Source organism: Alteromonas sp. G4i13, from assembly GCF_054960505.1.
Window position 1 is genome coordinate 13108 of sequence record NZ_JBHNYX010000030.1, and the last position, 24958, is coordinate 38065.

Below are 24958 nucleotides of genomic sequence, written 5' to 3' on the forward strand. Positions count from 1 at the left end.
TAACTAGCTTGTTAATCAACATACTACCACGCCGGTAAAAAAAGGTTAATTTTATTGGCGTATCTGTTATTGGCGTATCTGTTATTGAGTAAGGCTCCGCACCACGCCCTTCACTGCTCGACATATTCGCCGGCCAACAAAATCGATACAGGTCGAACAAAAGTGAGCACGCCTAAGCGCAATGGCCTAGGCGTGAAACGTGTTGACAGTCTTCTTCAGAACATACCGTTTAGAATCGATAACCTACCGTAAGGTGAACTGTACGTGGGTCACCGTAATAACCAATAAGTGTGGTATCGCCACCAAGGCCCGGACCAAAGTTACCTTCATCGTCTTGCGTGACAAAGTCATAACCACCAACCAAATACTCTTCATCGGTCAGGTTTTTGACGTGTAGTCCAGCATACCAGTCGCCTTCAACGCTTTCCCAGCGCGCGCTTAAGTTCACCATACCATAGGCATCTTGCTGAATAAGATCGCTGGTTTCAAAGATAAGATAATCATCGCGATAGTAGTAGTTGGCGTTGAAAGTAATATCCCCGAAACTCGTTTCTAGTAGGTAGTTGGCATTAAGATTAAAGGTATTCTCTGGCGTACTTGCTAGACCAATCAACGGAGGGATTGCATTATTTTTCTTAATCTCAAAATCAATATAACCGTAAGCAACGTCAAACTGAAGGTTATCCGTGGCTACCCACGTCATCTCCAACTCGGCGCCTTTTGCGGCCGTTTCTGCAGCATTGCGCAGTCGCTGGTCGAGGGCTGTTGGATCAGACAAATCTCCTTCTACACCAATATACTGACGATCTTTGTGGTCGTAAGAGAACAATGTGATATTCATACGAAGTGCGTCGGTTAAGTCACTCTTCACACCCACTTCGAAGCTGTCAACGACTTCTGGTTCAACACCAGGCTCATTAGTCTGAGCACGAGGGTTAAACGTGCCCGATTTGAAGCCTTGTGAATAGCTCGCGAAGAACATGGTATCGCGGTCCATTTGATACTCCACGCCCACTCGAGGGGTGAAGCGCGACCAACTCTCTACCGCTGGCGCATCTAACACGTCATCGCCATCGGTGTCTGTCCCAAGTACTTGAGGTACTAATTGTCCGTCGGGACGCACGTACCCATCAATCCAGTCGGTATAAGGATAAACATTGGCGAATACCAGACCGTTATTTACAAACGCGGTCTTTTCTTCATCGGTGTATCGGGCACCAAGCGAAAGCGATAGCTTATCGGTTACGTCATAGTTCATCTGCGCATAGGCAGCCCAGCTTTCTGAGTTATTACAACCCGTCACTTCCCGCGTTAACCCTGAGGCACCAAGCGATTGACCTAACACACCTAAAATGGCATCAAAATTACCGCAACTCTCACCATCGTAAAAATAGAGCCCTGACACTAAGCTAAACGCGTTCCCGGTATAATTCGCTTGAATCTCGTGAGTATCATTACTGTCGTCATACTCTGCCGGTACATCAAAAATAGGCAGAGGCGTATTGTCAAAATCAATGTTGGTAGGTGAATAGCTCTCTCTATGCGAACCAATATATTTAAGCTCTAAATCATCATTCACTCTGTATCGTGCCAGCCAGTTATAGCCTTCTAACTCGACTTTATTCCATGTAGGTAAGCTGGTGTACGAATCGAAAACCGAATCAGGCACGGGCGCATCAGTTAATATACTTGGGATTAAACGGTAGCCGCCTTTCGCATTTGATGTGTCTTCGGTCTTATCCCACCCAATACGGAAAAACAAATCTTCACTCGGGTGAACTTCTAGCGTTACACGGGCTGCCCAGAGATCTTTGTTGTAGTTCTCTTTATCTTGATTGGGCAACGCGCTTACCAGATATTCGCCGAAGCCGTCGCGGTTTAAGTTGGCATAACCCACGCCTAGATACACCGTGTCTTCAATCAGCGGTATTTGACCTGTCACTTTGATATCACGCTGACTGTAACTACCTACCGTAGCTTCAACGTTCATCTGCGTATCGCCGGTCATTTCCTTCGTAACGTATTTAACCGCGCCACCAATGGTATTCTTTCCGTAAAGCGTCCCCTGCGGGCCACGTAACACCTCAATACGCTGTACGTCTAACAAATCAAGTACGGCCCCTTGTGGGCGAGCAATATAAACATCGTCAACATAAATACCCACGCCTGGTTCATAGCCCCAAAGCGGGTCTTGCTGACCCAATCCGCGAATAAATGCCGTCAGGGTGGAATTGGTACCGCGACTAGTTTGTAGCGTAGTGTTGGGCGAAAACTGCTGCACTTCAGTCAGCACGCTAATCCCTTTTTCGCCAAGTTCAACCGCACCAATAGACGTGATAGCTACCGGCGTTTCCTGTAGCGACTCTACAGTTTTTCGCGCTGTCACCTCAATGCGTTCTAATTTTCCTTTTTGCGCTTCGGCATCGGCATCAGCTTGACTATCCTGAGCGAATACTGGCGCTGTGCTTAAAACGCTAGCCACCGCTAGGGCACAAAGGCTGTGCATGGGGTGCTTAACTGAATCGCTTTTGCGTTCTACTGTGCTAACAGAGGCTGAATGTGATTGGTAGGGTAAAACCAAGCCATTTGTGTGTATTGATTGAGACATAGTGAGTCCTTGTTGTTCTAAGTTCTGGTCACTGCCGGATGTATTGCCTACGGTCAAAATCACTTTAGTTAATTAATTGTTAATAGTATGTAGTACCATCGTACTATGGGATTTTGATAAAAGTAACGTCAAACTTTATGTCTGTTATGAACGCTTTTTATCTGATTTGTATACACTTTGTGGTTTTGAGTGTAAGCAAATCTTAAATCGACTTAACTGTTTCGGATCATCTGCGGTCACAGATTTTTTAAGGAATAATAACTATGTTAAGTATGATTGGCTTAGTAGGCGGTCTGTTGTTGCTTATTGTTTTGACAATACGCGGAATGAACCTCTTTATTGCTGCACCTTTGTGTGCGCTTGTAGTTGCCATTACCAATAATATCGGCGTCTTCACCGGCGACGTAAACTTCGTTCAAACCTATATGAGTGGTTTCTCTGGCTTTATCGCCTCTTGGTTTTTCATGTTTTTACTTGGTGCGTTATTCGGTAAATTCATGGAAGACACAGGAGCAGCAGATGCTGTTTCTCGCTGGATTATCACCAAAATTGGTTACAAGCGTGCCGTATTAGCTGTTGTGCTAGCTTGCGCTATTTTGACCTACGGTGGTGTAAGCGTGTTTGTGGTAGCGTTTTCTGTTTACCCTATGGCGGTGAGTTTGTTTAAAGATGCCAACCTACCCCGTCGCTTCATACCTGCTGCCATGGCATTCGGGTCGGTAACATTTACGATGACCTCCGCGGGCTCGCCAGAAATCCAAAACTGGATCCCTATAAAGTATTTGGGTACCTCCCCTTTTGCCGCGTGGGAAGTTAGCCTTGTCGTCGCCATATTCATGGCATGCTTCGGTTACTGGTGGCTTGCTAAGATGATCAGAAAAGCCGTTAATAACGGCGAGGTGTTTGAAGCCAGAGCAAGCGACCCTGAAGTGCGAGACAGAGCGCTACCCCACCCGCTTACCGGAATTGTGCCGTTAGTCGTGGTGTTAGTCATTTCGTTTCTATTCCATGAAGAACTCGCTCAGCTTGCGCTTATTCTGGCGTTAGGCGGCGGCGTACTGTGTTTGCTGGCGATTAACTACAAACATTTTCACAGTTTACCGGTTGCCATAAATGCGGGTACCACCGGCGCATTGATCGCCATAGGTAACACCGCCGCTGTTGTAGGTTTTGGCTCTATAGCAAAAAACACCGAAGCGTTTCAAACAACAGTAGCGCTTATGACCCAAATTCCTGGTAACGAGCTTATTGGTGCCGCCATTGCCGTAAGCGTGATTGCAGGGTTAACAGGAAGTGCATCTGGCGGACAAGCCATTGCCTTACCCTTGGTGGCTCCGCATTACCTTGACCAAGGCGTAGAGCCAGAACAGCTACATAGAATTGTGTCTATATCATCAGGCGCATTAGATTCGTTACCTCACAATGGCTATGTGGTTACTACCATACGCGCCATTTGTAACGAAACCCATCAGGCTGCCTACTGGGCGGTTGGTGCGCTAACAGTTGTGGTGCCAGTTATTGGCCTTGCCATGGCCATTGGCCTGTTTAGCATTATGTAGCATTAGTCAAAGCCAACGATATGGCCTAAGGCCGCACGATATATAAGTCACTCTAGCAAAACATTGCCATCTAAAAAATGCGGCCAGAGAAAGGGATAAGAAAGTATGAATTGGAACAAGACGCTTGCTTCCACGTTAGTGTGGAATAAGAGCAAAAGAATCAATAAGCTATTGAAACAGCTCAGCTCACAACGAGTACAGAAACCGTTAGCATTAGCAAACTTGGTTGAGGTGTTTTTAGTTAAAAAACAGCGCTCATTGGTAGGATTATTTGCCACGCTAATGTTGACGATACATTGTCAGGGCATTGCTGGCGAACTCGAAGATACATCGTCATTGCTCAGTTCTTCAAAAGCACCTTCGTCTGAGGCAGCTTCTTCCTCGCCGAGCGCTTCGCATTCCAATGCTGCGCTGATGGTAGAAAAACGCGTTTTTGAAATGCCTCATTTCACAACCTTTGGTGGTAAACAAATTAAAAACGTAAAAGTTGGCTGGGAGGCGTACGGAACACTAAATGATGCTAAGAGTAACGTTATACTGATTACCCACTATTTTTCTGGATCTTCTCATGCCGCTGGAAAGTACGATGATAACGATTCAGCGCCAGGCTACTGGGATAGTATTATCGGCCCCGGCAAGGCGATTGATACAGACCGATTTTATGTAATAAGCGTTGATACGCTGGCCAATCTAAATGCTTACGACCCGCACGTTATTACAACCGGTCCTACGTCAATAAATCCAGACACAGGTAAACCCTATGGCTTAGACTTTCCCGTCGTGACAATACGTGACTTTGTCAATGTTCAAAAAGCACTTCTAGAAAGTTTAGGTATTAGCAAACTGTATGCGGTTATTGGGCCTTCTATGGGCTCTATGCAGGCTATCGATTGGGCGAGCGCTTACCCAGACTGGGTTGAACGTATGATTTCAGTTATCGGCGCAGGTCAAAGCGATGCATGGACTACCGCGGCATTGGAACACTGGGCAACGCCAATCACTCTAGATAAAAACTGGAACAACGGCGCTTATTCCAAAGAGCAAGCACCCCTTAATGGCTTAGCTGCCTCGCTCATGTTAATTACGCAAAATGCCCTTACCCCTTCTTTTTTCAACCAAACCGGCAACACGTTAGGGTATAAAAATGTTGAGTCGGCTCCGCTTAATGACATACGTCAATCACACAGTATTGTGAACTGGCTGCGTGAGCGAGCAAAGACCCGGGCAAAATCCATGGACGCAAACCACCTTTTATACTTGGTTCGAGCTTGCCAGCTTTTCGTTGCTGGGCATCAAGGTAATCTTGAGCAAGGGCTGGCGTCGATAAAGGCGAAAACGCTGTTTATTCCAGCTCAAACTGATTTGCTTCTTATGTCCTACTTATCGCAAAGTGCACACCAAGGTTTAACTTCAATGAATAACGACAGCACATTGGTTACGCTAAATGGCAAATTAGGTCATTTGGAAGGCGTGACGAATGTATCCGCTCAGGCTCAGGCTATTCGCCAATTTTTAGAAAATGATAAGGCAGCAATGCAATGATGAAATCTACCCCCTTTTTACGCCACGCGCTTTGTCTGTCTGTATTAAGCGCACTTGCAGTTAGTGTACCGGTATTCGGTAACGAGTCATCTGCGCAAGACGCGCTTCCTTCACTCACCATTGATTTAAAGAACGTTACCGTATCTGGCTTATCGTCAGGCGGTTACATGGCAACACAATTTCAATTAGCACACAGCGACTGGGTAAAAGGCGTTGGCGTTATTGCTGGTGGCCCGTACTTCTGTGCACAAGGTGATATAACCACTGCCCTGGCACAGTGCGTGAACAAGGTAGAGGGAGAAGTTAACCTTGAAGCGCTGAATGAAAAAGCCAAACAGTATGAAACTGAAGGAAAAATTGCGTCGCTTTCCAATATGAAAGACGCAAAAGTCTGGCTTTTTCACGGTACGCAAGACACCAGAGTGATTGCACCAGTGAGCGATTTATTATTTGAGCAATACAAATTGTGGACAGACACACAAAATATTGCCTATATCAATGACAAACCGATGGCTCACCTTTTTCCCACCAAAAACAATGGGGTTAACTGCATGAAATCAGAGAGCCCCTTCATTGGAAACTGCGATTACGATGCAGCAGGTGCCATGCTCTCTCATCTTGTTGAAGATGTTTCGACACCCGACGAGTCACTGTCAGGGCAAATTCATTCAATTGATCAGCAAAAAATAGCGGGTGGCGATGCCAAAACATTAGCAAGCGAAGGTTTTGTGTATGTGCCTGAAAGCTGTGCACAAGGCGAGCCATGCAGAGCCCATATTAGTTTCCACGGCTGTAACCAGTATGCCGATGCCGTAGGCGATGCCTACACTACCCAAACAGGGCTGAATGAATGGGCTGATGACAACCATATTGTTGTGCTTTATCCGCAAACTAAGAAGTCGTTATTCATGCCGTTAAATCCACAAGGCTGTTGGGATTGGTGGGGCTATGCCTCTGGCAATTACGCCAACAGGAACGGCGCACAAATAAACGCAGTAAAACAGCTGCTGTTTTCATTAAATAGTGCACCTTCACTAAATAAATCCAACGGAAGTAACAATGACTAAGCGCACAATATTTATCACGGGTGGAGCAAGCGGCATTGGCTTTGGCATTGCTGAGTCAATGATGAAACAAGGGCACCATGTGATCATCGCCGACATAAACGAACAGGCAGCAAAAGAGGCTGTGACTCGACTTGCGCATTTAGACGGTTCGGCCAGCGCAGTAGCCGTAGACGTGTGCGATGCAGAGAAAGTTGCAGCGCTACCTGAAGTACTAGGGAAACATACCGTTGATGTGCTTATAAACAATGCCGGTATTCAGCACGTTTCACGCATCGAGGACTTCCCTGCAGATAAGTGGCAGCAGCTTATAAATATCATGCTTGTTGGCCCTGCTCTTTTAACCCAAACGTTTTTACCTGCCATGCGTAAGCAAAATTACGGGCGCATTATCAATGTAGGATCTATTCACTCGTTGGTAGCCTCGCCCTATAAGTCTGCTTATGTAGCGGCGAAGCATGGGCTGTTAGGGTTCGCAAAAACTATCGCGCTTGAAACAGGAGATTGCGATGTAACTATCAATACCCTTTGCCCCGCCTATGTGAAAACACCATTGGTGGAGAAACAAATTGCAGCACAGGCAAAAGAAAATAACCTTACCGAGGAAGAGGTAATAACAAAAATAATGTTAGAACCCATGCCTAAAAAGCAATTTGTTAGCGTTGAAGAACTTGCAGATACCGCAAGCTTCTTAATGTCGCCCAGTGCTCGCAATATAACAGGGCAAACTATGGTACTTGATGGGGGCTGGACGGCTAGATAACCCGTAAGCGATTTAACGCTTAGTTTTTTAAAGAATATTTCTTTTCACATAAAAAAGACTGCAATGAGCAGTCTTTTTTTCGTTTAATGTTTTCGCAAAAACGCTATTCCCAAAGAGATACATAAATGGCAACCATTTCTTCAATGGTAGGTACACGTGGATTATTACCGGGTGAGCCTGATGCCAGAGCTTGTTCTGCCATTGTTGAAGTCGATGCAAAAAATGCCTCTTTATCAATACCGAAGTCGGCAGGCGTAGGTACCTGCAAATCTGCATTCAGTGCTTTTAGTTCGTTGATAAGCTTTTGATTCGCCACCTCATCTGAGTCACTTTGCGTAGCAACACCCATGGCGCGAGCACATTGTGCATAACGCACTGATGCACTTGGAATAGAAAAGGCGGTAACCGCGGGCAACAACATGGCATTCGACAATCCGTGAGGCACGTGGAACGCTGCACCGATAGGCCGGCTCATTCCATGAACAAGGGCCACTGAAGCATTTGAAAAGGCAATGCCCGCGAGCGTTGAGCCCAGCATCATTGATTCTCTCGCCGTTTCATTTGTTGGGTCTGCAAATACAGTGCGTAGATTAGGCGCAATTAACGCCATGGCTGATAACGCCTGTGCATCACTGTAAAGATTGGCTTTGCGGCTAACAAACGCTTCAATAGCGTGAGTAAGCGCATCAATGCCTGTATCGGCTGTCACGCGGGCAGGCAAACTTTGCGTTAATGAATAATCGACCAAGGCTGCCGTTGGCATAAACCCTAAACCAACACACAACATTTTTTCTGTGGTATCTTCGTCGGTGATAATGGTAAATCGCGTTGCTTCTGAGCCCGTTCCCGCTGTTGTGGGAATAGCAATGATCGGCAGTCCCGCTTCATCTACAACCCGCGGGAATTTGTAGTCTCGCATTTCGCCGCCGTACTTACCCAAAATAGCGATGGCTTTTGCGCTATCGATGGGGCTTCCACCACCTAAAGCAATGATGCTGTCATAAGCGTGGGTTTTGAACGCATCCACACCGCGATAAATAGACCTCACCGTGGGCTCTGGTACCGTATCTGAAAATACATCGGCGCTTATTCCTGCCTCTTCCAGCACCTGTACTATGGCAGCACTATATCCCAACTCAACCATTACCTTATCGGTAACCAGTAAAGGTTTATGGCAGTTGAGTCCTTTTAGCGTTTCAGCAACCCGCTGACTCGCCCCTTTCCCTATGTGCATCACTCTTGGCAGAATAATTTGATGAGACATGTTTCCCTCGCTGCGAATTCTTTTCATCAGCATACCTAGTACAACGCCCAAAGCAATGACAATGTAAAAATAATGTTACCGCCCCACTACCTCTCCAGCTTTCCTCCAAATACATACAAATGCGTGGTTGTTTCCATTGCCAAGAGTTAATGGTTAATTATTAACATCACCGTACGTGAAATGAGTGATAAACTGATTAGAACTTTTCTGTGGACTACGATTATGAAGAAACTCGGTATGATTTCGTTGCTTATAGCAATTATCGCTATAGCGATATGGCAATGGCCGAAACCTGACGCTCCTTTACTTTCATCAAACAACGTCATGCCCGCCATGGAGAATTTGCCCGACAATTTCTTTGACACACAAGTAAACCCAGTACTAACGCAGCGCTGTGTTGTCTGCCACGCCTGTTACGATGCGCCATGCCAACTAAAGATGTCATCTCCAGAGGGTATAGCCAGAGGTGCTAACAAAGAAAAAGTCTATGAAGGGACACGACTCACCGCTGCCCAACCCAATAGAATGTTTCTCGACGCCCACAACGTAGACGCATGGCGAGAGCGTGGCTTTTTCGACGTGCTCGAATCGAAAGAAAAACCTAACGCTTCGCCGACCCAATCTTCGGTGCTAGCGCAAATGCTTTTGCTAAAAAAACAGCACCCTTTGCCCAACACCGCTCATTTAGGTGACAATTTCGATATAAGCTTAAATCGACAAAACCAATGCCCAACAATAGATGAAATGGGCGGGTACATAGCAGGCCAGCCCCTGGGAGGCATGCCCTACGCACTGCCAGCCCTGTCGGATGCGGAGCACTCTACACTCATTCAGTGGTTAAACCATGGTGCGCCGTTACCTTTACCCAAAGCGCTCTCACAAGAACTGAATGAGAACATAACTGGTTTGGAAGTGTGGCTTAATGGGGATAGCAACAAGATGCAGCTTTCCGCACGCTATATTTACGAACACTTGTTTACGTCTCACCTCTATTTCGAAGATATTTCAGAAAAAGGTAAAACGCCTCAGTTTTTTAATCTAGTGCGCTCGCGTACACCACCCGGACAAGCGTTAGATATTATTGCTACTCGCAGACCCTTCGACGATCCGGAGGTCGAGCGCGTTTACTATCGTCTACAGCCAGTGCATTCAACTATTGTGAGTAAAACACATCAAGCGTACGCCATTAATAAAACACTGATGGATAAATGGCAATCGTGGTTTGTCGACGCAGAATTTTCTGTAGAAACATTACCATCATACAAACCCCAAGTGGCGGCCAACCCATTAACGGCCTTTACCTTATTGCCAGTAGAAAGTCGTTATCGATTTATGCTTGAGCGCGCGCAAAACACCATTATGGGTTATATCAAAGGTCCCGTGTGCAGAGGACAAGTCGCGCTTAACGTCATTAACGATCGATTCTGGGTGTTCTTTGTCGACCCAGACATTGCAGCATCTGAAAAAGTAAATGCTTTTTACGCTTCTCAAAAAGAAAACCTCCACCTTCCCGCTGAAAAAGATAGCTCAGCCCTTGCGGTAAACTGGGTTAAATACGCAAAGCGCCAAGGCGAATATATGCGTGCAAGAACCACCTTTTTGAACAATGAGTTCAAAAATGAAGAGCATTTAAGCATGTCGAGTATATGGGATGGCGACGGCGATAATACCAATGCCAGCTTAACCGTATTTCGTCATTTCGATAATGCCACAGTTGTTAAGGGGATGGTTGGCCAGCCCACTAAAACAGCATGGGTGATTGACTATGCCTTGTTAGAGCGCATTCACTACTTGCTTGTGGCTGGCTTTGATGTTTACGGCAATTATGGCCATCAGTTATTGACCCGTTTGTACATGGATTTCTTGCGCATGGAAGGTGAATCGAACTTCCTTAATCTACTTCCTCCAACTACCCGCCATGACCTTCTTGACGATTGGTATCAAAACGCAAGCCCTGAACTTACCGATTATTTGGAAGGTGATATCAACAGTTTCGAACAACCTTCTGGCATAGCGTTCGAAACAGATAATCCTCAACAAGAACTTTATCAATTGTTATCGCAATACTTGGCTAAAGTTCAACCTAATGCCTCAACCTACAATAAACGTTCGCTATCAGCTGAACAGTTCGAAGCATTAAAGCGCTTAGATTCGATTCCTGCTCAACAAGCGACGTTGATGCCTGAAACTACCATGATTGTGATTCAAGACGACAAGAGCCCAGACAACATTGATGTATTCACTGCCCTTAGAAATAGCGCGCATTACAATGTAAATAGCCTATTTGAAGAAGAGGAAAACCGGGAGCCTTCTAAAGATTCAATCACGCTAGTTCATGGTTTGTTGGGCAGTTACCCCGACGCATTCTGGTATATCAATGCCTCAGAAATAACGTCTTCGATTGAGAAGCTTAAATCCATTAAAAGCGAAGCCGATTACAAAGCCCTGCTCGACGATGTTGGCATGCGTCGAACCAACCCTAATTTTTGGGCGTTTAGTGATAAATTAATGCAATGGTCTAGCGAGCGCTATCCTATTGAAGGCGGTCTTCTCGACTATAATCGGTTAGAAGATCGCTAAACCTTGCGCTGTGTGCCGTATTACGCTTTTCTTTTGCAAAAAACCTGTGCTAATGTCCAACCATTGGAAATGAAAGGACATTAGCATTCCATGCCCTATCAAACCGTTGCTTTAATTGGAAAACCTCAGCACGCTGCAACTCATGACAGCTTAAACATTCTTGCCGAATATTTGTTGGCTAAAGGATGCAAACTATTGGTTGAGGAAAGTATTGCTGAAGAGCTTGAAACCGAGAACTTTAAAAGCTGTAACCTTGTCACTATTGGCAAAGAGGCTGACCTTGCCGTTGTGGTCGGCGGTGACGGCAGCATGCTTGGTGCAGCACGTGTGCTCGCTCGCTTTGACATTCACGTTGTCGGTGTAAACCGCGGAAACCTAGGCTTTTTAACTGATATCCACCCCGATGATATTGTTCAACAACTTGACCTTATCTTTAACGGTGAATGCGTAGTAGAAGAGCGCTTCTTACTTGAAGTAGAAGTTTATCGACACGAAAAGCTTAAAAGTAACAACTCTGCTGTAAACGAAGTGGTACTTCACCACGGAAAAGTTGCCCATATGATGGAATTTGAAATTTACATCGATGAGCAATTTGTATTCAGTCAGCGCAGCGACGGATTAATAGTAGCCACACCTACAGGTTCAACGGCTTACTCTTTATCAGCGGGCGGCCCTATTATTATGCCCAAACTAGATGCACTTACGTTGGTACCCATGTTTCCTCACACACTGAGCAGCCGTCCAATCGTTGTTGATGCTGACAGTCAGGTATCGATGAAAGTATCAAAGGTTAATAGTGACTCGCTACAAGTGAGTTGCGATAGCCATATTGTCCTGCCGGTGCTACCTGGCGATGAAATTCGAATAAACAAAAGCGTAGACAAACTCCATCTTGTTCACCCTAAGGGCTACAGCTACTTCAATGTACTTCGTAAAAAGTTAGGTTGGGGTAGTAAGCTTTACTAACCTCCCTGCTCCATTTAGTTGATTCCATGTGCATTTATTACATAAGCCTGTAGCATTTTCTTGATTGCTACAGGCTTGAAAAATAAAGATTTTTTAATCTTCTCTAATTTCCTTAACGAAAACCAAGACTTATAGAAATATAAGTTTTCGGCATACCTGTTGCACCTATTACAACAAGTCGTCAGCACAAGGTCTTTGTTATTTGGCCTAAATGATGTTTCGCATCCCGCTGACTTATTTGCATTCAATAGGAGATATCATGAGTAACACCAATATCAAATTTACAGCCCCTGGAATGGATAACGATGCAGCTGCCAAAACAATCAAGGTATTGGATCAGCGATTGGTTGCACTATTAGATTTACAGTTAACGTTGAAGCACATTCATTGGAATGTAGTAGGACCAAATTTTATCGGTGTGCATGAAATGTTGGACCCGCAGGTAGATGCGGTACGCGAAATGACCGACACAATTGCAGAGCGAATTGCCACGTTAGGTGGCGTACCTAAAGGTACACCGAAAGCCATTGTTGAAGGTCGCAGCTGGAACGATTATGAGTTGGGTAAAGGTTTAGTACTTGACCACCTTAAGGCGCTGGATGCCGTATATGACGGTGTAAATGGTGACCATAGAAAAGCGTTAGAGCTTTTAGGTGAAATTGACCCAGTATCGGAAGATATGATCACCGGCCAACTTGCAGATTTAGAACAGTTCCAGTGGTTTGTGCGCGCGCACATTGAGTCTGGCAGCGGTGAACTTCAGCAATAATGTATAATTGCTGGTAAACCACATAGTCATTCGGACTACCTGCTATTTAATTGAAATTGAATTTTAAGGAGAGCTTACGCTCTCCTTTTTGCTATCAGGTTCTCTACTGCGTTGTGGAATTGTTTACCGCTTGCTTTTGAGTTATTCAGCTACTTAGCATTGAGCTAATTTACTACTGTATAACCACTGTAACGAACGCATCTAGCGCAGCCTATTATTAATGGGTTACTCATAACCACTCCTTTTTAAAAGCTCTATAAACTATTGATTTATTTAAACTTTTCACAATCCACTTTAATTTTTAAGTAAAATATTTACGACTTAACTTTACACAGAAAAAATACTGTATATATTATCAGTTACTGTATATATCATCATGTTCAACTTTTTTCGAGTGTGGTTATGTTAGCGCATCTTTCTATTTCAAATTTTGCTGTTGTAAAACAATTATCGGTTCAACTGGAAAACGGGTTGACTGCTATAACCGGCGAAACCGGTGCTGGTAAATCCATCGCCATTGATGCTTTAAGTTTGTGCTTAGGCGAGCGCGCCGACGCAAATGCGGTGCGAAAAGGTAGTGCAAAAGCGGAGATCATTGCTCACTTTTCTTTAGACGGCAATGTATTAGCTAAAGCCTTCCTCGATGAACATGAGCTCACCTCAGATGAAGATGAGAATAGCTGCTTTATTCGCAGAGTTATTTCAAAGGAAGGCCGTTCAAAAGCTTTTATCAACGGTATTCCCGCTTCACTTCAGCAGTTAAAACGCTTAGGCCAGTTTTTGTTGGCCATTCACGGTCAAAATACTCACCTACAGTTGCTGAAAGAAGACCATCAAAGGGAATTAGTCGATGGTTACGCTAAGCACAACGACATATTAGTGCAGGTTAGAGAAACCTACTCTCTTTGGCGTGATAAGCAGCGCACGTTAAAGGCGCTTCAAGAACAAGCCCAGCAGCGCGAAGACAGAATTCAGCTGTTAACTTATCAGGTTCAAGAACTTGATGAATTCGCCATTGAAGAGGGTGAATTTGAAGAGTTAGAAATAGAGCACAAACGCCTGAGTAACGGGCAAAGCCTTTTAGAGCAAGCACAGACTAGCGTATACAATTTATATGAAAGCGATGAAGGCAACGCACTGTCAGTTATACAAAGCAGTATTGAACGTTTAGGCGAATTAGAGGCGCACGACGCTAGTTTAACGCCAATCATTGCAATGCTTAATGATGCAGCAATTCAAGTAGAAGAAGCGGCAGGAGAGCTACGTAGCTACTGCGATCACTTAGAGATCGATCCACTTCGCTTACAGCAAGTTGAGGCGCGCTATGCGAAGGCGATGGAACTTGCCCGTAAACATACTGTGATGCCAGAGGGACTTTATCAGCATCACCAAGAGCTAGCCGCCGAATTCAATGCTTTATCGGAACAGGAAACACTGTTAGGTACGCTTGAAGGCGAAGTAGAAGAAGCACGAGCAACGTATTTAACCGCGACCAAAGCGCTTTCTGAGAGCAGGCAACGTGCTGCTGGTAAGCTAAGCGAAGATATTGAAGTGCAAATTCGCCAAATGAATATGCCCCACGCAAAAGTGGATATTCAGATTCAATACGACGAACTTAAGAAGCCGGTGAGCACAGGTCTAGATACCGTAGAATTTAAAGTGTCTACCAACCCTGGTCAAGATGCAGACAAATTAGAAAAAGTCGTATCAGGTGGTGAACTTTCTCGTATAGGACTGGCTATTCAGGTTATCGCGAGCGGCCATCACGCTACCCCTACTATGATTTTCGATGAAGTCGATACGGGCATTAGCGGCCCAACAGCATCAATCGTTGGCGGGCTTTTACGTAAATTAGGTAAACAATCGCAAGTAATGTGTGTTACCCATCTACCTCAAGTAGCGGCACAGGCACATAATCAATTGTTTGTTACCAAGCTTACCGACGGGGAAAGTACTGAAACCCAGATGTTGGCGTTGACGAAGCAAGACAGGATCGATGAGCTTGCAAGACTATTAGCCGGTGATAAAGTAACCAAATCGGCGCTAGCGAATGCAAAAGAACTGCTTAAAAGCGCAGCATCGAACTAAAATGCAGTTGATTGGTCATAGTTGTCAATGTAGCATGCCTTCGCGCTTGCAATAAAACAGTCTCGAAATTCGCTTTAGCGAAGTTCATTGACACTAACAAAGGCAATACTGGACAAATTAACGCATGAAGTTGCAACACCTATTAGTAATTCTTGGTATCACACTAACATCAACCGCTTGCTCGAACTGGATTTATCGAATCGACGTTCCTCAAGGAAACTTCCTTGATCAAAGAGATGTGGAAAAGCTGCGCGTTGGAATGACAAAAGAACAAGTTATTTATGTACTAGGTAACCCTGTTGTTCAAGACTCATTCGACGATGACACTTGGTACTACGTTTACGATATGAAGCGCGGTATGAAAAAGCGTGGTGAAGATTTTCAAAAGCAAATGGTGATTAACTTTGTAGACAACAAAGTGACAACGGTTGAAGGTGACTTCGAGTTATCTGAAGACTTCAATACACCGCTTGATAACTAATTTTGTTTAAAAGGTAGCGTTTCTCGCTACCTTTTTTGTTTCTAATACCCTTCATAAAAACGTCTGTTTTTTTAGAGATATATCGCTTACTTACTTGAGGTTTATATGGAACATAGTTTTTGGCACAGTAAATGGCAAAAGAACGAGATTGGATTTCACGAACCTGAAGGGAATGCACTTCTGGTAAAGTATGCGTCTTTTCTGTTTGGCGACGATAGTCCTAGCACATCTTTAAAGCGCATTTTTGTACCACTATGTGGAAAGACCCGAGATATTGGTTGGTTACTCTCCAAGGGTTGTGAAGTGGTTGGTGCTGAGCTAAGCGAAGTGGCTATTATACAGCTGTTTGAAGAGCTAGGTGTAGAGCCTACCGTTACCACTACTTCCAACGGTAAAATTTACGCTATAGACGGTTTAACCATTTACGTAGGTGATATCTTTAAACTTACATCAAGCGACTTAGGTGACGTTACGGGCATTTATGATAGAGCCGCTTTAGTCGCGCTGCCTAGCCCGCTTCGCGAGCAATATGCTGCGCATTTAATGGCCATTACTCAATGCGCCCCCCAGCTAATCATTTCTTTCGAGTATGACCAGAATGAAATGGCCGGCCCTCCCTTTAGCGTAAACGAAAAAACCGTCGACGCTCTTTATTCAGCGGACTACAACATTCAAAGGTTAGAGCGCTCGGTGCTTGAAGGCGGTTTGAAAGGCAAAGTAGACGCTGATAATTTGGTATTTGCACTAACGGCGAAGTAGACTTTTTTAAGATTTGTTGCCAATAGAAAGCGTTGAAATGGTTGCTTTATAGTTTGCGTTTTAGCGCTGATTAACAGCGACACTAAAGCTATTCATACCCACACCAGCTAATGCGACTTGCTTAAATAAATGACTAGAGGCCAAGCAGTGCCTCTATGCCAAACAATATTGCACCTATCAACCCGCCTACGATCGTGCCGTTTATGCGAACTTTTTGAAGATCGCGGCCAATATTCAACTCTACCTGCTCAGCCATTTCACGTTCATCCCAACTATTGATGGTGTCGCGAATGTGACGGGTTAGAAATTCAGCCAACTCAGGCGCCATGTATTTAGCCGCTTCTCCAATGTGCTTATTGAACGCTTTTGCTAGCTCACTGTCTTGCGTTAACGTGGTACCCAAATCGTTTAAAAGGCTCGACACCTTTGTTTCTGCTTTACCATTTTGCTGTTCAAGAGACGTTAAAAGCCATTGATGAAACTTGGCCCATGATTGCTGAACATACGCGTTTAACGCTGGGTCATTAATAATTTTTTCCCGATAGCTGTTTACCTTTTTCTCCATTAACGGGCTGTGCTGTAGTTCGTAGAGGAATTCGTGTACTTGCTCATCAAATGCATGGCGAATGGGGTGATGCTCATCTTCGTATACATCTTCCAAAATACTTGAAACCGCTTTAACAGCAATGAGTGCTCCCTGCTCGCTTAGCCAACTAGACGGCAATAGCTTTTCGATACGACTGTATTCAGTTTTTAGCCAGACTACTAACGTATCTGCTATGTAGATTTGGGTTTCTGGCTCTGCAAGCAGTGAGGCCAATTTCCCTAACACCCTATCAAGCACTACCTGATGCTGGCGCTCTTTCGTAACGGCGCTTAACGAGGTTGCCATCAATTGCCTAAGATCAAGTTGGTTAATGCCCTTCTGTGCGGTTTTAGCGATAAACGCTTTCACAGGTTTGTCATCGAGCACGCGAAGAACGCCTGCAAAAGCATCGCATAGAAAGCGACTTAAACGGGTAGCGTTTCTATCTTGTGACAACCACCTTCCCGCGCCCTTTGCAGGGTCGCTGTCCCGAATTAGCTTCTCTATTGCTTCAGGATGAAAGAACTTTTCCTTAACGAACAATGACAGGTTATTAGCAATAACAGACTTGTTACTAGCCACGATATTGGTGTGCGGAATGGGGTACTTCGCTGGAATTGGCTTAAATAATGCCGTCACTGCAAACCAGTCAGCTAGACCACCGATGAGCGCCGCCTCACTGGCCATCTTAATAAGCCCCAACCACCATACTCCTTGCAAGTTTGGATAAAACTTGGGAAGTAAAACCGTTAAAACAAATACACTTGCGGCAAAAATCAAACAGGCCAATGCAAGCCTTTTAGCCTTATTCAATTGCGTGTACTTGTCCTGCATAAACTACTCCGTTTAAATTACTCGTTTACCATCTTGGTCTATAAGTGGTGTGCCGTCTTCTTTAGCAAAAGGGCCTTGTGGCCATACAGGCAAAATATCCAGTACAGCTTCACTTGGCCGGCATAATTTCACTGTTTCTTTCGCGTTATCAGAATAGGAATTACCTTCAACTCTCCCAAGAGGTAAAGAAACTGCTTTTTCGTGTTCACCTTTGGGAATGCAAACAATAGGCCTATTCACTAAAACGGGATGTTCCAGCATCAATTCAAAGATGATTTCGTTACTCACTGTTTCATCAAGTAACCCTAATTCAGCAGCAGGCGACTTTGTTGTGCGAAGCGCTTGTCGAGGGTTAAGGTTAGCTGCATTCAACAAATAAGTTAGTTGTTCACGTTCCCACCCAACACGTAAATACTCAATAACCTGCACCTCATACCCAGCGGCCTTGATCACCGCCAGTACATTCCTAGACGTGCCGCACTCTGGGTTGTGATAAATCTTTATCATCGCCACCTAACCTCACTAAAAAGTAAAAACCACATATACCAACATACTATTAAAATTCGAGGACAGACACTCGCATAGGCTAAAACCTTGCCTGTACTCGTTGGACACACACTCAAATAGCTACCTGTACTTCTTGGACACACACTCAAAAAAGCAGCTTGTAACCAAATACAATTCGAGGACGGACACTCACATAGGCTAAAACCTTGCCCGTACTCGTTGGACACACACTCAAATAGCTACCTGTACTTCTTGGACACACACTCAAAAAAGTAGCTTGTAACCAAAAAGATGTATTCACATTGAGTGTCTGTCCATTTCTTTAAATAATTTCTTCAAGCGAGTGTCTGTCCCCTTCTGAAATCCCTTCTGAGCCTAGAGCCATGTGGTACAAAATGGTCAAATTCGCCATCCGGTGGCAGATGAAACTATAAAATTAGTTATTACACCATTGAGGCAGTCTCCACCCTTTAGCATATTAAACTAACCATTTGATTTTAAATGCTTTTTAAGAGTGGCATGATACGTGATATGTATTTTATAAATGCACAACAAAATTTGTGTTTGATATTAATACCGTTAAAGCGTGTTATTAAGTATTTATGAAACAATCAAGGATATAAGAATATGAAAAAGTCTATTATTACTAGTGCAGCTATGTTGCTTTCAGCCTCTTTGCTTACTGGCTGCGTTATCCATGTTGGCGACGCTAGCGCATTAGAAGGCAGCGATTTCAGTTCTATTCTAGGCAATATTGACATAGCTGAAGGGAAACACGCTGGTGATATTTCTTCTGTTAATGGCAATGTGGAAATTAGCGATCATGGTGGCGCGGATGAAGTCAGCATCGTTAACGGAAATCTTGAAATGGGTAGCCATGTGTCTGTCCGAAATATCGATATTGTAAATGGCGATGTAAGTGCAGCTTCACACCTCAATGTGCTTAAGGGTGTAGAGACCGTGAATGGAAATGTTACACTTCCTACGCAAAGTGCAATTGGCGGTAGCGTTGAAACAGTGAATGGAGACATAACAGCCGTCGATACAACCATTGAAAAACACATCAAAACACTCAACGGCGATATTACTTTGTCTGGCTCTTCTCACATTTTAGGCGATATCGTATATAAGGAAAGTGAAAGCGCTTGGGGCAAGAAATCAGACAACAAACCTACCCTATCGATTAGTGCATCGGTTACTGTGGACGGCAGCATTGTTTTGCACCGCCCTGTCAACTTAGACATTGAAAGCGATGAACTAAAACAAAAAGTCATTGTAAGCTACGGCAGTGCACAGTAACGTATTGGCTTAATCATTTAAGCTTACCTACTGGAAATGCATGACTGAACAAGAAAAGATGCTTGCTGGCGATTTATACTTTCCGTCAGACAAAACATTATCGGCATTGCGCAAGCAATGCCGTATGCAATTAGACGAGCTCAACACAACTTGTCAAAGTGACCACAAAAAGCGTACAAGACTACTAAAAGAGCTGTTTGGTAATACTGGAAAAAGGCTTTACATTGAGTCTTCATTCAAATGTGATTACGGCGAAAATATTCACGTAGGCGAAAATTTTTTCGCTAACTTCAATTGTGTGATTTTAGATGCAGCGAAGGTCACGATAGGTGATAACTGCATGATTGCGCCTCAAGTCGGTTTCTACACCGCTACGCACCCATTAGATCCGGTACAAAGGGCAACCGGCATCGAGTTCGCCAAGCCCATTACTATTGGCGATAATTGCTGGATTGGTGGTATGGCGGTCATAAACCCTGGCGTAACGTTGGGAGACAATGTGGTTGTGGCCTCTGGCGCGGTGGTAACTAAGTCTTTTGGCGACAATGTGGTCATAGGTGGTAACCCTGCCAAAGTCATCAAAGAAATAGAGCAAGCCGAATAGAGCATGTGATGTTTTCGGTATCACATGCTTTAAAAAACACCTTTACACGAGTCCATACCAAGTCACATCTATCGATTTAATCTGAACCGGTAATTCAAAGACTCTTCAAGGGCCGCCATTAGTACCTCAAAGGCGGCCCCTGATTTTAGCCTAGTACACAGAGCTAGGTAAAATTAAACGCTATCCCGTTAGTAGTCTAAAGACAAACGCGCTCTATAAATCGTTAATCCCAGTCTGGAGCAAAATCTGGGTTTACAATTCGGTCGCCGTTATCAAGATCATCAATAAGCGCGAGCTCTGAATCAGTTAAATGTACACCACCGTAAGCTAAATTCTCTGCCAAGTGTACTTTACTGGTTGATGAAGGGATTGCGTAAATGTGACGTTTCTCCATCCACGCCAGAACAACTTGCGCTGGCGTCGCATCGTGGTTTTGCGCTATTCGCAATAAAGTTTCGTCCTTCATTACTTTTCCTACCGCAAATGGCATATATGCAGTCGCTTTTATGCCTTTTTCCTTACACGCTTCAACAACTTTCTTATTTTGCATGAAAGGATGGATTTCAATTTGGTTGGTGTAAATCTCGCCTTTACCAATAACCTTTTCGGCCTTATCTAACAAATCAATAGTGAAATTAGACACCCCAATATGACGAGTAAGCCCTTGCTCTTTCGCCTTTGCAAGATTGCCTAAGTAACTTTCGAGTGAAATATCAGTGCTAGGATATGGCCAATGAATAAGAAGCAAATCAACATATTCTAGCTTCAGTTTTTCTAAGCTTTCGTGAACACTTGGAATAAAATGGGTATCGCCCAATGACTCGTGCCACACCTTGGTGGTGACAAACAGTTCGCTTCTATCAAGGCCGCTGGTTTTTATGGCATCGCCAACTTGTGCTTCGTTGTCATAAAATTGTGCGGTATCAATGTGTCTGAACCCAACCTCTAGCGCTTTACTGACTGACTCACGGGCCTCGTCACCTTTCAACCGAAACGTTCCCATTCCTAACTGAGGCATATCTTTCATTACTCTCTCCTTTTCCGTGTTGGTCTTACCCTACTTGACGTAGCAGCTTCACACTTTGCTACGCCATCGCTTAGAAAGAAGATCGTAATCATCGTGACTGAAATCAGGATTAAATGGGAGACAAACCTAGTGATTACGTTGAAGAATGCACGTCACTGAAATAAAAAAGCCGCTAGCGAACGCTTGCGGCTTTGAGTAATCACTTACACGTGAAGAATAAATTAAGTATTACTTACGTTTGGCGGGACGTCCAGCTCGTTTATTTAAGCCTTGTTGCTTACGCACTTTATGCTTTTTAACCGAGCGACGCATGCGACTTAAACGAGCGTGGTCAAGTTTACCCTGGCGTACATTAACCATAGTTTGCGTTTCATCCGGCAATTGAACATGGCTACGAAGCGCGTTTACGTCTTCTAATCCTAGTTCTACCCACGCACCTTGCGGTAGACGCTTCTGCAGTTCAATTGGACCATATTTAACGCGGATCAAGCGGCTAACTTGCACGCCTTGCGACTCCCAAAGACGACGCACTTCGCGGTTACGCCCTTCTTTCAACGTTACGTTGTACCAACGGTTCATGCTTTCATCTTCAGCATGCTGCGGCGTAGGCGCACCTGAAATTGTCAGGAACTTTGCTTCGCCGTCTTCCAGCTCTACACCTTTTTGAAGGGTATGTAGTGTTTTGCCTGTTACCTCACCGAATACACGTACTGCGTATTCGCGTTCTACTTCACATTTCGGGTGCATTAGGCGGTTGGCTAGTTCACCATCGTTGGTGAATAACAGCAGGCCACTGGTGTTCATGTCTAGACGACCAACGGTGATCCAGCGCCCTAGTCGAATAGCGGGTAGACGGTCAAATACCGTATCGCGACCTTCAGGGTCGTGACGGCTACACAATTCACCTTCGGGTTTGTTGTACATCAACACTCGGCAAATTGGCTGTTCTGTTTGACGAGATAGCAAATGACCATCAACACGGATTTGTGCGGTGTGGTCGACTCTATCTCCTAATGTTGCTTTGGTGCCATCGACCGATACTCGGCCTTCTTCAATCCAACGTTCCATTTCTCGTCGCGAGCCTAGCCCTTGGTTAGCCAGTACTTTTTGCAACTTTTCAGTCATGGGTTTTCACTCTTTAATTGCTTGTTTACGGTCGCACGGTCTATTCAGACGGTGCCTCATTTAACACCTTAAGCGGCGAGTCTGACGCAACGCTTTCAGCCATGTTTTCGAAAGCATCAGCATTGGGCAAATCGCTCAACGACGTCATCGAAAAATAGTCTAAGAAGCCTTTGGTAGTTGCATAAAGCGCTGGTCGCCCAGGCACTTCTTTGTGACCTACTACCTTTACCCAGTCTCGTTCTGTGAGTGTCTTTATAATATTACTGCTTACCGCCACGCCCCTTACCTGCTCTATTTCTCCGCGGGTTATAGGTTGACGATAGGCAATGAGTGCCAAGGTTTCGAGCATTGCTCTAGAATACTTTGGCGCATTTTCCTGCCACAATTTGCTTAACCACGGGCTTAACGCATCTAACGATTGAAAGCGATAGCCACTTGCTACTTCCACCAATTGAATGCCTCTTGGCTGATAGTCTAACTTTAGCTCGTTAATCACCTTACTCAAGGTTCTATCAGCGACGGTAAACTCATTGAGTACCGTTTCTTTTAAATGCTGCTTTGAAATAGGTTTATCAGCAACAAATATTGCTGCCTCTACCAATTGTTTAAGCTGCGCCGTGTTAATTTTCTTCATGGGCACCTAATTTTACATGAATTTTTGCATAAGGACCTGCCTGAATGCATAAAATTAGCTGTTCTTTTACTAATTCTAAAATTGCTAAGAAGCAAACCACTACCCCAGCTTTACCTTCTTCAACCGTAAATAGGCGTTCAAGTGGCGTATATTCTGTTGTTGTGAGTAACGACAAGATGAGCGACATGCGCTCTCGCGTGCTCAGTGCTTCCCGTGCAATGGTATGGTGTTCAAACGCTTCAGCGCGCTTCATGGCCGCACTGAACGCCAATACAATTTCAGCTAAAGACACATCGGGCTCAATGCGAATTGGCGCCACATTCTCACTTAGTTCAACGTGAGTGGTGAAAATATCCCGTTCAAGTCTAGGCTGAATATCTAAATCTTCTGCCGCTTGCTTTACTAGCTCGTATTCTTTTAATCGGCGAATAAGCTCTGCTCGAGGGTCTTCTTCTTCGTCGGAATCGTCACTGCGTTTAGGCAATAGAAGCCTGGACTTAATTTCTGCCAATATGGCTGCCATCAGCAAGTACTCTGCCGCCAGCTCTAATTTTAGCGACATCATGGCATCAACATACTCCATATACTGCTTGGTAACATCAGCGATGGGCAGTATGGTGATATCAAACTTTTGTTTTCTAATCAGATAAAGTAGTAAGTCGAGCGGCCCTTCGAAGGTTTCTAATATGACCTCTAGGGCATCGGGGGGAATGAAGAGATCTTCAGGCTTTTCAATTAGCGCTTCGCCATTAATAAACGCAAGTGGCAACGGCTGCTGAACAGGTGTCGAAAGCCCCTTCTCAACAGAGGCCTCATTATCATTATTATTGTCTTCAAGCTCTGACACAGTTCCACAACCGTTTTTACGCGCTAACAAAGCGGCGATTATTGATATTATTATTTACGCGTTCACGCGAGAACTTGCAGCGCTTCGCTGCAAACCGAAGCGCTACAGGCCTTAGAAACTTAGCTTACGGTTTCCTACTATAACTTTCACCTGCAACTAGCAAAAGAAGCTATTTAAAATAACCTATTTAAAACAGTCTTTTCAAAAAGTCAGCCTAACGAAAGTTACTCAAAGGGAGACGGATCGCCCGTGCCATGTCGCACAATTACTGGTGTGTCTTCCGACAAATCAACCACCGTTGTGGGCTGCTCACCAATGTAACCACCATGAATAATAAGCCCTACTTGCTTTTCTAAGTTGTCGCGAATGACATCTGGGTCTGATTCGGCCATGGTATTGCCTGGCAAAATCAAAGACGTAGACATCAATGGCTCGCCCAGCTCCTCCAATAATGCAAGTGCAATGGCGTTATCGGGCACGCGAATTCCAATGGTTTTACGTTTAGGGTTTTGCAAACGCTTTGGTACTTCGCGGGTCGCTTTCAACACGAAGGTGTAGCGCCCTGGCGTGTTGTTCTTAATTTGTCTGAACGCCGTGTTGTCTACCTTTGCGTAAATTGATAGCTCAGACATATCTCGACACATTAAGGTAAAGTTGTGATCTTTATCGATTTGACGAATACGACACAACTGCTCAAGCGCCTTTTTGTCTTCCATTTGGCAACCTATGGCGTAGCCTGAGTCTGTCGGATACACCACCACTGCTCCCTCTCGAATTAACTCACAAGCCTGACTAATAAGGCGCTTTTGCGGGTTGTCGGGGTGCACATAGAAAAATTGACTCATAATTACTTCCTTTTCTTAAACGCGCAGAACGATACTACTTTGCCAACGAGGCAAGTGTCTGTCCACTCGTAAAGCTTGCTGGTTAAGCTCGTGGGTAAAACTCGCTTTTAAGCTTTTTACCAACCAACTCTCGGCATTTTAATTAGCTATAGCGCTCATCAACCGTACGTGAACCATTTGCCTTACCTTGCCCATTTATACCCAGAG

At 44.6% G+C, this 24958-nt stretch carries 21 protein-coding genes; 12 read left to right on the plus strand and 9 right to left on the minus strand.

Going from position 1 to position 24958, the window contains the following annotated elements:
• Nucleotides 1-229: 229 nt before the first annotated feature.
• Nucleotides 230-2608 (minus strand): TonB-dependent receptor, encoded by a 2379-nt coding sequence (locus tag ACFI6J_RS14625; protein ID WP_014978851.1) that lies wholly within the window; start codon nucleotides 2606-2608, stop codon nucleotides 230-232.
• Between the two features lie 263 nt (nucleotides 2609-2871).
• Between ACFI6J_RS14625 and ACFI6J_RS14630 the strand changes: the two genes are divergently transcribed.
• From ACFI6J_RS14630 to ACFI6J_RS14645, 4 genes are all read left to right on the plus strand, one after another.
• Nucleotides 2872-4167 carry a GntP family permease gene (locus ACFI6J_RS14630; RefSeq protein ID WP_014976110.1) on the plus strand — a complete coding sequence of 432 codons (1296 nt, stop codon included), beginning with the start codon at nucleotides 2872-2874 and terminating at the stop codon, nucleotides 4165-4167.
• A gap of 105 nt (nucleotides 4168-4272) precedes the next feature.
• On the plus strand, nucleotides 4273-5709 hold the full coding sequence (locus ACFI6J_RS14635; RefSeq protein ID WP_348670552.1) for an E22 family MetX-like putative esterase: 1437 nt from the start codon (nucleotides 4273-4275) through the stop codon (nucleotides 5707-5709).
• The gene (locus ACFI6J_RS14640; RefSeq protein ID WP_348670551.1) at nucleotides 5706-6776 is read left to right on the plus strand and encodes an extracellular catalytic domain type 2 short-chain-length polyhydroxyalkanoate depolymerase; all 1071 of its coding nucleotides are present in this window, start codon (nucleotides 5706-5708) and stop codon (nucleotides 6774-6776) included. Before ACFI6J_RS14635 ends, ACFI6J_RS14640 begins: the two co-directional genes overlap by 4 nt.
• Entirely contained in the window at nucleotides 6769-7536 is a 768-nt protein-coding gene (locus ACFI6J_RS14645) for a 3-hydroxybutyrate dehydrogenase (protein ID WP_278347136.1), read from the plus strand. The genes ACFI6J_RS14640 and ACFI6J_RS14645 overlap by 8 nt, the downstream gene beginning before the upstream one ends.
• 103 nt (nucleotides 7537-7639) lie before the next feature.
• On the opposite strand, the gene ACFI6J_RS14650 is transcribed toward ACFI6J_RS14645, so the two are convergent.
• Entirely contained in the window at nucleotides 7640-8827 is a 1188-nt protein-coding gene (locus ACFI6J_RS14650) for an iron-containing alcohol dehydrogenase (RefSeq protein WP_278346129.1), read from the minus strand.
• 210 nt (nucleotides 8828-9037) lie between these two features.
• On the opposite strand from ACFI6J_RS14650, the gene ACFI6J_RS14655 reads away from it, so the two are divergent.
• The 6 genes from ACFI6J_RS14655 (at nucleotide 9038) to tmpT (ending at nucleotide 16443) form a co-directional block, all read left to right on the plus strand.
• Entirely contained in the window at nucleotides 9038-11380 is a 2343-nt protein-coding gene (locus ACFI6J_RS14655; RefSeq protein WP_348670557.1) for a fatty acid cis/trans isomerase, read from the plus strand.
• A 90-nt stretch (nucleotides 11381-11470) separates the two neighbouring features.
• Nucleotides 11471-12346, plus strand: a complete 876-nt coding sequence (nadK, locus tag ACFI6J_RS14660; protein ID WP_014948959.1) for an NAD(+) kinase — start codon at nucleotides 11471-11473, stop codon at nucleotides 12344-12346.
• A gap of 259 nt (nucleotides 12347-12605) precedes the next feature.
• Nucleotides 12606-13115, plus strand: coding sequence for a DNA starvation/stationary phase protection protein Dps (dps, locus tag ACFI6J_RS14665; protein ID WP_014976104.1), 510 nt, complete (start codon nucleotides 12606-12608; stop codon nucleotides 13113-13115).
• Nucleotides 13116-13517: 402 nt separating this feature from the next.
• A complete protein-coding gene (gene recN, locus ACFI6J_RS14670; RefSeq protein WP_061485355.1) occupies nucleotides 13518-15203 on the plus strand; it encodes a DNA repair protein RecN in 1686 nt (561 codons plus the stop codon).
• A 124-nt stretch (nucleotides 15204-15327) separates the two neighbouring features.
• Nucleotides 15328-15684 carry an outer membrane protein assembly factor BamE gene (locus ACFI6J_RS14675; RefSeq protein WP_012517879.1) on the plus strand — a complete coding sequence of 119 codons (357 nt, stop codon included), beginning with the start codon at nucleotides 15328-15330 and terminating at the stop codon, nucleotides 15682-15684.
• Nucleotides 15685-15789: 105 nt separating this feature from the next.
• The gene (gene tmpT, locus ACFI6J_RS14680; RefSeq protein WP_061485353.1) at nucleotides 15790-16443 is read left to right on the plus strand and encodes a thiopurine S-methyltransferase; all 654 of its coding nucleotides are present in this window, start codon (nucleotides 15790-15792) and stop codon (nucleotides 16441-16443) included.
• 133 nt (nucleotides 16444-16576) lie between these two features.
• Here the strand turns inward: tmpT and ACFI6J_RS14685 are convergent, their stop codons facing one another.
• The gene (locus tag ACFI6J_RS14685) at nucleotides 16577-17863 is read right to left on the minus strand and encodes a DUF445 domain-containing protein (protein ID WP_168462764.1); all 1287 of its coding nucleotides are present in this window, start codon (nucleotides 17861-17863) and stop codon (nucleotides 16577-16579) included.
• Between the two features lie 12 nt (nucleotides 17864-17875).
• Nucleotides 17876-18370 (minus strand): arsenate reductase family protein, encoded by a 495-nt coding sequence (locus ACFI6J_RS14690; RefSeq protein WP_278346130.1) that lies wholly within the window; start codon nucleotides 18368-18370, stop codon nucleotides 17876-17878.
• A gap of 627 nt (nucleotides 18371-18997) precedes the next feature.
• On the opposite strand from ACFI6J_RS14690, the gene ACFI6J_RS14695 reads away from it, so the two are divergent.
• Both ACFI6J_RS14695 and ACFI6J_RS14700 read left to right on the plus strand, forming a co-directional pair.
• The gene (locus ACFI6J_RS14695) at nucleotides 18998-19669 is read left to right on the plus strand and encodes a hypothetical protein (RefSeq protein WP_348670715.1); all 672 of its coding nucleotides are present in this window, start codon (nucleotides 18998-19000) and stop codon (nucleotides 19667-19669) included.
• A gap of 40 nt (nucleotides 19670-19709) precedes the next feature.
• Nucleotides 19710-20273, plus strand: a complete 564-nt coding sequence (locus tag ACFI6J_RS14700; protein WP_348670714.1) for a sugar O-acetyltransferase — start codon at nucleotides 19710-19712, stop codon at nucleotides 20271-20273.
• Nucleotides 20274-20496: 223 nt separating this feature from the next.
• Here the strand turns inward: ACFI6J_RS14700 and dkgB are convergent, their stop codons facing one another.
• From dkgB to ACFI6J_RS14725, 5 genes are all read right to left on the minus strand, one after another.
• Nucleotides 20497-21300 carry a 2,5-didehydrogluconate reductase DkgB gene (gene dkgB / locus ACFI6J_RS14705; protein ID WP_348670713.1) on the minus strand — a complete coding sequence of 268 codons (804 nt, stop codon included), beginning with the start codon at nucleotides 21298-21300 and terminating at the stop codon, nucleotides 20497-20499.
• Nucleotides 21301-21528: 228 nt separating this feature from the next.
• Entirely contained in the window at nucleotides 21529-22425 is an 897-nt protein-coding gene (gene rluB / locus ACFI6J_RS14710; RefSeq protein WP_014948949.1) for a 23S rRNA pseudouridine(2605) synthase RluB, read from the minus strand.
• A 40-nt stretch (nucleotides 22426-22465) separates the two neighbouring features.
• Nucleotides 22466-23059 carry an SMC-Scp complex subunit ScpB gene (scpB, locus tag ACFI6J_RS14715; RefSeq protein WP_014948948.1) on the minus strand — a complete coding sequence of 198 codons (594 nt, stop codon included), beginning with the start codon at nucleotides 23057-23059 and terminating at the stop codon, nucleotides 22466-22468.
• Nucleotides 23046-23906: a segregation and condensation protein A gene (locus ACFI6J_RS14720; protein ID WP_462586258.1), complete on the minus strand. Its 861-nt coding sequence runs from the start codon at nucleotides 23904-23906 to the stop codon at nucleotides 23046-23048. Before ACFI6J_RS14720 ends, scpB begins: the two co-directional genes overlap by 14 nt.
• Nucleotides 23907-24130: 224 nt before the next feature.
• Nucleotides 24131-24751: an L-threonylcarbamoyladenylate synthase gene (locus ACFI6J_RS14725; RefSeq protein WP_014948946.1), complete on the minus strand. Its 621-nt coding sequence runs from the start codon at nucleotides 24749-24751 to the stop codon at nucleotides 24131-24133.
• Between the last annotated feature and the right edge of the window lie 207 nt (nucleotides 24752-24958).